This is a genomic window from Frankia sp. AiPs1 (assembly GCF_023716945.1).
Taxonomy (GTDB): Bacteria; Actinomycetota; Actinomycetes; order Frankiales; family Frankiaceae; genus Frankia.
This window is the reverse complement of the sequence record NZ_JAMQQF010000021.1, coordinates 26620-33270: the sequence shown is the minus strand read 5'-3', so window position 1 is coordinate 33270 and position 6651 is coordinate 26620. Positions and strand designations below refer to the sequence as shown.

7 protein-coding genes and 2 pseudogenes are annotated in these 6651 nt (G+C 70.8%); 2 read left to right on the top strand and 7 right to left on the bottom strand.

The genetic code is table 11. The annotated features are described in order from the left end of the window. Positions 1–128: 128 nt before the first annotated feature. The 4 genes and pseudogenes from ND748_RS04730 to ND748_RS04715 form a co-directional block, all read right to left on the bottom strand. Positions 129–554 (bottom strand): annotated as a pseudogene (locus tag ND748_RS04730) (type II toxin-antitoxin system PemK/MazF family toxin); the annotation flags it as partial. A gap of 261 nt (positions 555–815) precedes the next feature. Then, positions 816–1085, bottom strand: a complete 270-nt coding sequence (locus tag ND748_RS04725; protein WP_251744307.1) for a hypothetical protein — start codon at positions 1083–1085, stop codon at positions 816–818. A 143-nt stretch (positions 1086–1228) separates the two neighbouring features. Then, positions 1229–1996 carry a hypothetical protein gene (locus ND748_RS04720; RefSeq protein ID WP_251744305.1) on the bottom strand — a complete coding sequence of 256 codons (768 nt, stop codon included), beginning with the start codon at positions 1994–1996 and terminating at the stop codon, positions 1229–1231. A 16-nt stretch (positions 1997–2012) separates the two neighbouring features. After that, positions 2013–2117: a twin-arginine translocation signal domain-containing protein gene (locus ND748_RS04715; protein ID WP_251744304.1), complete on the bottom strand. Its 105-nt coding sequence runs from the start codon at positions 2115–2117 to the stop codon at positions 2013–2015. Positions 2118–2463: 346 nt separating this feature from the next. Between ND748_RS04715 and ND748_RS34480 the strand changes: the two genes are divergently transcribed. Continuing rightward, positions 2464–4152, top strand: a complete 1689-nt coding sequence (locus ND748_RS34480) for a histidine kinase (protein WP_251744302.1) — start codon at positions 2464–2466, stop codon at positions 4150–4152. Continuing rightward, on the top strand, positions 4149–4805 hold the full coding sequence (locus ND748_RS04705; RefSeq protein WP_308205587.1) for a response regulator transcription factor: 657 nt from the start codon (positions 4149–4151) through the stop codon (positions 4803–4805). Before ND748_RS34480 ends, ND748_RS04705 begins: the two co-directional genes overlap by 4 nt. A gap of 363 nt (positions 4806–5168) precedes the next feature. Here ND748_RS04705 and ND748_RS04700 read toward each other — a convergent pair whose 3' ends face one another. The 3 genes and pseudogenes from ND748_RS04700 to rfbA form a co-directional block, all read right to left on the bottom strand. After that, positions 5169–5360, bottom strand: a complete 192-nt coding sequence (locus tag ND748_RS04700) for a PIN domain-containing protein (protein ID WP_251744313.1) — start codon at positions 5358–5360, stop codon at positions 5169–5171. A gap of 29 nt (positions 5361–5389) precedes the next feature. Next, positions 5390–5723: pseudogene (locus tag ND748_RS34475) on the bottom strand (GDP-mannose 4,6-dehydratase); the annotation flags it as partial. 20 nt (positions 5724–5743) lie between these two features. Next, positions 5744–6634 carry a glucose-1-phosphate thymidylyltransferase RfbA gene (gene rfbA, locus ND748_RS04690; RefSeq protein WP_251744298.1) on the bottom strand — a complete coding sequence of 297 codons (891 nt, stop codon included), beginning with the start codon at positions 6632–6634 and terminating at the stop codon, positions 5744–5746. Between the last annotated feature and the right edge of the window lie 17 nt (positions 6635–6651).

Genomic DNA, 6651 nt, shown 5'->3' with positions numbered 1-6651 from the left:
GTCCGGGCCGCCCTGCGCCTCGACCGGTCCGCGCGGCGGCCGGTCGCGACCACGGCCGCGGACCTCGCGCCGAACCCGCCCAGCGACCAGCGCCTAGCGCCTAGCGCCTAGCGCCTAGCGCCTAGCGCCTAGCGCCAGCCGTAACGCTGATGCAGCCGGTCCGTGACCCGCTCGAACGGCTCGCGCGGCAGGGCCGTCGACTCTCGGCGCATCCCGCCCTCGTGCACCCGGATCACCCGGTCCAGGTTGACCCAGGACGGTCGGTGCTCGCTGTCCCACCCGCCCGCGCCGACGGGCACGAAGTCACCCTCGCCGTCATGGTCCTTGCTGGTGAGCTGCACAGCCAGGTAGGTGCCCGCGGATTCGACGGCCACCACGAGCACCGGCCGATCCTTGCCCCGCCCGTCGTTCTCCTCGAACGGCACCCACGTCCAGACGATCTCGCCGGGATCCGGGGCCCCGTCCGACTGCGGCGCGTAGCTCATCCGCACCGGCCCGATCCGACCCGGATCGACCTCCACGGTGGCCGCCGGCCCGGACTCGCCCGGCGAGACCTCCGCCTGCGCGCGGGACGACCGCGCCCGCTCCCGGGGCGGGTGCGGGCGCGCGGCTACCCCCGAGGGCGAAGAGGAGGACGAAGCAGGGGAAGGGGCCTTCGGTGTTGACGCCGACCGCCGCCGACCTTCTCGTCCCGCCTCCCGCGAGGGTGCCTCACCCTGGCGGCGGCCGCCCGTCACCAGATCGGACACGATCTTGACCAGATCCCCCAGCAATCCCATGCCGCCACAATAATTGGACGCCGCCGCTGCGTTCGGTCAGCGTTGGCGTTGGCCTTGGACTGGCCAGAGGGGGAAGCGTTCGTCGGTGGCCTGGTCCTGGCGGAGCTCGGCGCGTAGCTGGTCCAGCTTGCCGGGGCTGACGTCCAATGCCTCGGCGAGGCGACGGAAGGTCAGGTAGTCGATGCCCCGGGTTCTGGCGTCGGCGGTGTAGGCGTCGGCGTCGTGCCGTAGCTCGTCGGCAGGCCGTTCGGGACGGTCCTCGCTGAGCCGGGCGGCCTTCTGTTGCCTCGGAGCGATGCCAGCCAAGCACCTCGGCCGCCGGCGCGGCCTGCCCGCCGGTGAGCCGGCCCCACAGATGCCCGCCGAGCTGCCAGCGACGATGGTCGGATCGTGTTCACCCTCGACCGCGGCTTCGGCAACGTCCGTGCCCGTTCTGGTCTGCCGGTGGATCACAGGGGCATCGCGTCAGTCAGGTAGACGCCGCCGATCCGGTCGGTGCCGCGGTAGACGTATCGTCCTGTCCACCCCCTCGCCGACCCTCGGTAGTGGGACTGCATGGCGATGGCGGAGGAGGCGGTCTCCGATCCGGTCATCTTCTGCCCGGCGCCGGCGCCGGCGATAATCTTGAAATTGATGTGACGTGAACGGTCGACGGCTGGCCAGGCCAGATACAGGCGGTCACCGCTGAACGCCAGGGCGGGGCTCTGGGAACTCCGTTCGGCTTTCCCGCGGGTCTCCACCCGCTGAACGCGCCTGCGGTCCAGCAACTCGCCGAAATCGCGATAGCCACAGTAGGTGAAGTACATGTAGCCTTCGGCGTCCCACCAGCAGACGTAGAGCCGTGGCCCTCCGTCCGGCCAGGAGATGCCCGGGTCGCCCGCCAGGGCGGGCGCCGACGGGGTGCGCCAGGGCAGGGTCACCGGACGTCCGCCCAGGGCGGCGACGTTGACCCGGCCGTCGGGCGCGCCGCCACCGGGACCGCCGCCGCCTGCCCACCCGACGATGACGGCGTTGTCGTGCCGGGTGAGGGCAACCCCACCGAGGCACGTGTGACTGCTCGCGGGGAACAGGTCGAAGGTCGCGCCGTTGGCCGACCGGCCGAGGTTGAGCCGCCGGGTGCGGTCGTAATAGTGCGTCCAGGCGAGGGTGAGGCTGGTGCTCATGCCACTGCCGTCCCAGGCGAGGCCGAGGGCGTCGCCGGTCCGGTAGGGCAGCACCCGTGGATGCGCCAGGTCACTGCCGTGAGCGGTGTTGATCAGATGGTTGGGGGTGCCCGACGAACGCGCCTGCCGTCGCCACGGATGCGGCGGTCAGGACCTGCCTGCGGGAAAGCTCCATCTGTCACCTTCCGGGAACACGGGATGCGGAGGACGGGTGGGATGCGGATTCAGCGTGCCGGCGGCGACGCCGCCCGGCATCAGGGCTGGCCCTGAAAAACGTCCGCGCGGACGCGGTGTTCCGCGGCCGTTTCCCGGCCAGACCCATCAAACCCACCAGACCGGGCGGGGCCCGTTGACACCGTGTCCGGCCCGGTGTGAATGTGCGGGAATGCAGGTGCAGTCGCGGGGGCAATCGCAGTGGTGGGGCGTCGCGCCGCTGTGGTTGGCGGCCGGTGTCGGTCTGCCGCTCACCGCGGCCGCGCTGACATAAGGTCGATCAGCACTATCATTCGGCGGCTGACACGGTGGCAAGCGGCGCCGGCGGAATGCTTTTCCTCATCGCCGGCGTGGTCGCGCATCTGCGCCGGCCGGAAACCCGCGTGGGACTGCTCATGGTGCTCGTCGGCGTCGCGCTGCCCGCGGAGGACCTGCAGTTGTCGACCACCCCGTGGGTGCACACCGCCGGCCTGCTGTTCCCCCGGGCGTCCAGTGCGGCCCTGACCCACCTGGTGCTGGCGTTCCCCACCGGAAGGCTCACCACCCGGACGCGGCGCGGACTGGCCGCGGCGGCATACGCCGTGGCATTCGGACTCACGCCGATCCGGGCACTGTTCACCAACAACGAGGGGCTGCCGATCCCACGGCGCAACCTGCTGCTCGCCGTCGACAGCGAGCAGCTCAGCGGGCAGCTCGACCGGGCCGCAAGCCTGCTCACCGCCGCGGTGGCCGTCGCCGTGCTGGTGCTACTGGCCCGTGACTGGGCGGGGGCCGGCCGGCCGCTGCGACGAGTGCTGGCGCCGGTCTACCTGGCCACCGCGCTGGGCGGCGCGGCGACGGCCGCCGGTGGACTGCTCGGCCCTGGCCACCCGTGGCGGGAACAGTCGATGTGGATCTCCCTGGTGGCCCTGTGGCTGTTGCCGCTGGGGTTCGTCGTCGGGGTGCTGCGGCTGCGGATGGGGCGCAGCGCGGTCGACAGGCTGCTCGTCCGGCTGCGGGAGCCGGTCAGCGCCGCGCAGCTGCGCACCGAGCTGGCCCAGGCGTTGGGCGACCTGTCGTTGCAGGTCGGGTACGCCCAGACCGAGACGGGGACATTCGTCGACGGCGACGGCCAGCCGATGACGCTGCCCGCGGCGGACGCCGAGCGCTGCACCCGGATGGTGGAGCGCGGCGGCCGACGGGTCGCCGTGCTGCTGCACGACCCCGCACTGCGGGAGGACACCGCCCTACTGGACGTGGTGACGTCGGTCGCGGGCCTGGCGTTGGAGAACCAGCGGCTGACCGCCGAGGTGCGCGCCCAGCTGGTGGAGGTGCGGGCGTCACGCGGGCGGATCGTCGCGGCCGCCGACGCCGCCCGCCGCGAACTGGAACGCGACCTGCACGACGGCGCGCAACAGCAGCTGGTGGTGGTCGCGCTGACGTTGCTGCGGGCACGGCAGCGCCTCGGTGGCACCGCCGACCCGTGCGCCGCACAGCATCTCGCCGACTGCGCCGACGGGCTCGACGCGGCGATCAGCGAGCTGCGGGAACTCGCCCGCGGCCTGCACCCCGCCGTCCTCACCGACGCGGGCCTGCTGCCCGCGCTGCGCGGCCTGGCGGAGCGATGCCCGTTGGACGTCCACCTCCGTCCCGCGCATCCACCGGTGCTCGGGCGGCTGGACCCGTCGGCGGAGGCAGCGGCCTACTTCGTGATCGCCGAGGCGCTGGCCAACACGTTGAAGCACGCCCAGGCGACCGGCGCGTGGATTACCGCTGGTTACAGCGACGGTGCTCTGCGGGTCGAGATTGTCGACGACGGGGTCGGCGGCGCCGGTTCCAGTTCCGGCGCCGGTTCCGGCCTGCTCGGCCTGCGCGATCGCGTCGCTGCCCTGGACGGGACGTTGACCGTCCGCAGCGAACCTGGCGCCGGCACCCGCATCGCGGCGGTCATCCCCTGCGCCCACGTTCCGCATGCACGTCGGGAATCCGAGCCACGACAGATGGGATGCGCGACATGACGACGTACCCGGCCCCGACGGCGTCCCACATCCCGACGGCGTCCCACATCCCGACGGCGTCCCGCAACCCGACGGCGTCCGTCACGTTGACACCCGATGAAGACCTGATGCCGCCCACGCCGCCGGACAGGCCGATCCGAGTGCTGCTCGCCGACGATGCAGAGCTGATCCGCGCGTCGGTGGCTGTCCTGCTGCGCGACCACGGCTTCGGCGTGGCGGCGCAGGTCGGCGATGCGGTCAGCCTGCTGGCAGCGGTCGGTTCGGTTCGGCCGGACATCGCCGTCGTCGACGTCCGCATGCCGCCTACCGGCACGACGGAAGGGCTGCAGGCGGCGGTCGAGATCCGCCGGACCCATCCCGACACTGCCGTGCTCATGCTGTCCCAGTACCTGGAGTCGGACTATCTCGACGCGGTGTTCGGCGACAACCCGCGGTCCGTGGGCTACCTGCTCAAGGAGCGGGTCAGCAGCATGGGTTTCGTGGCCGCAGTGCGCCGCGTCGCCCGGGGCGGCCATGTCGTCGACCCCGCGATCGTCGATCTGCTGATGCGGGCCCGGCGCCGCGAGCTCGGCAGTCTGAGCCGGCGGGAACGCGAGGTCCTTGCCCTGATGGCCGAGGGCCGATCCAACCAGGGAATCTGCCGGCGGCTTTAACTCGCGGAGAAGACGGTCGACTCCCATGTGCGCAGCATCTTCACCCGGCTGGGCCTGCACCTGGAAGCTGACGATCATCGTCGGGTCCTCGCGGTCCTCGCCTACCTGCGAGCCCAAACCTGACGTCGGTCGTCCTGATGAGGTCCCGCTGGAGCCTTTCCAGCCGGCCAGAAGTCGGATGTGTCGGGGCGTACGCTCCCGCTGCTCAGTCTGGTGACGAACGCTCTCGAGGGTCATAGCAAGCGCCAGAACGACGAACCGGACCGGTGGTCAGCTGCTTGCGGGTCAGATCGATCACGACGCAGGGGGCCTTCCCTGCTGCGGAAGCTCGACACAAGACGGGTCATTGGCCCCAGCGCGTGGCTACGGCAGCAGGGTGAAAGCGGGCACATGGGCCGGGCGGACCACGCTGAAGTGCCTCCGGTCCAACGTAGCGAATTTCACTGCCCTCAGCCTTTTGGCGACCGCGACGACGAAGGCGTCAGCGGTACCCAGCCGAAGATCCGCATACCGCTCAACCAGAATGGCGGCCCGAGAGGCGTCGGCCGGTGTCACAGGCACCAGCTCGTACACCCCATCCGCCACAGCGCGGCGGCCAGCAGCGTGTGGGTGCCTAGTGCGTTGGTCCGGACGAACTCCGCCGATGCCGCGATCGACCGATCGACGTGTGACTCCGCCGCGAAGTGGACGACCAAGTCCACCCCCTTCATCTGGCGGGTGACGAGGTCCGCGTCGCAGACATCGCCGGCGGTGACCGTGAGACGCGGGTCGTCCCGACCGGATCGAGATTGCGGGGGTCTCCGGCGTAGGTGAACATGTCCAGGACCAGCGCCTCGGCCGGGAAAGGCTCCGGGTACGCACCGCCGAGCAGCCGGCGGACATAGTTCGACCGATGAACCCGGCACCCCCGGTCACCAGCACCCGCCGCTGATCGTCGCTCACGGGACCAGCTCCGGGATCCGGGACCCAGTCGCCACCTCGATGACGTAGCGGCCATAGTCCGAATTCTCCATGGTCTTGCCGAGCCGGAGGCAGGCGGCCGCGTCGATGTATCCCATCCGCAGCGCCACCTCCTCGATGCACGCGATCCGAGCGCCCTGCCGCCGCTCAAGGATCTCGATGTACTGGCCGGCTTCCATCAGGGAGCTGAAGGTTCCGGTGTCCAGCCAGGCGGTTCCCCGCCCGAGCTCGGTCAGCGCCGCCCTGCCCTGGTCGAGATAGACCTGGTTGATGTCGGTGATCTCGAGTTCTCCCCGGGGGGAGGGACGGACCTGTTGAGCGATCGACACCACGTCGTTGTCGTAGAGGTACAGACCGGTGACCGCCAGATTGGACCGCGTCGCGGTGGGCTTCTCCGCTAGCGACAGGAGTCGGCCCTCCGCGTCGACCTCGGCGATTCCGTACCGGTGCGGGTCGCTGACCGGATAGCCGAACAGCCGGCACCCGCCCACCCGCTCAGTCGCGGCCCGGAGGTTCTGGATGAACGACGAGCCGTGGAAGACGTTGTCGCCGAGAATCAGCGCCACGCTGTGGTCCCCGATGTGGTCGGCGCCGAGCAGGAAGGCATCGGCCAGGCCACGCGGGCGCGTCTGCACGGCGTAAGTCAGACGCAGGCCCAGGTCGGAGCCGTCCCCGAGAAGCCGGCGGAACTGAGGTTGGTCCTCGCCCGTGGTGATCACCAGGATCTCCCGGATCCCGGACAGCATGAGGACGGACAGCGGGTAGTAGATCATCGGCTTGTCGTACACGGGAAGAAGTTGTTTCGAGGTCACCGCGGTGACGGGCCGCAACCGGGTGGCGTTCCCCCCGGCCAGGATGATGCCCTTCATCGCGCTGCCGTTCCCGG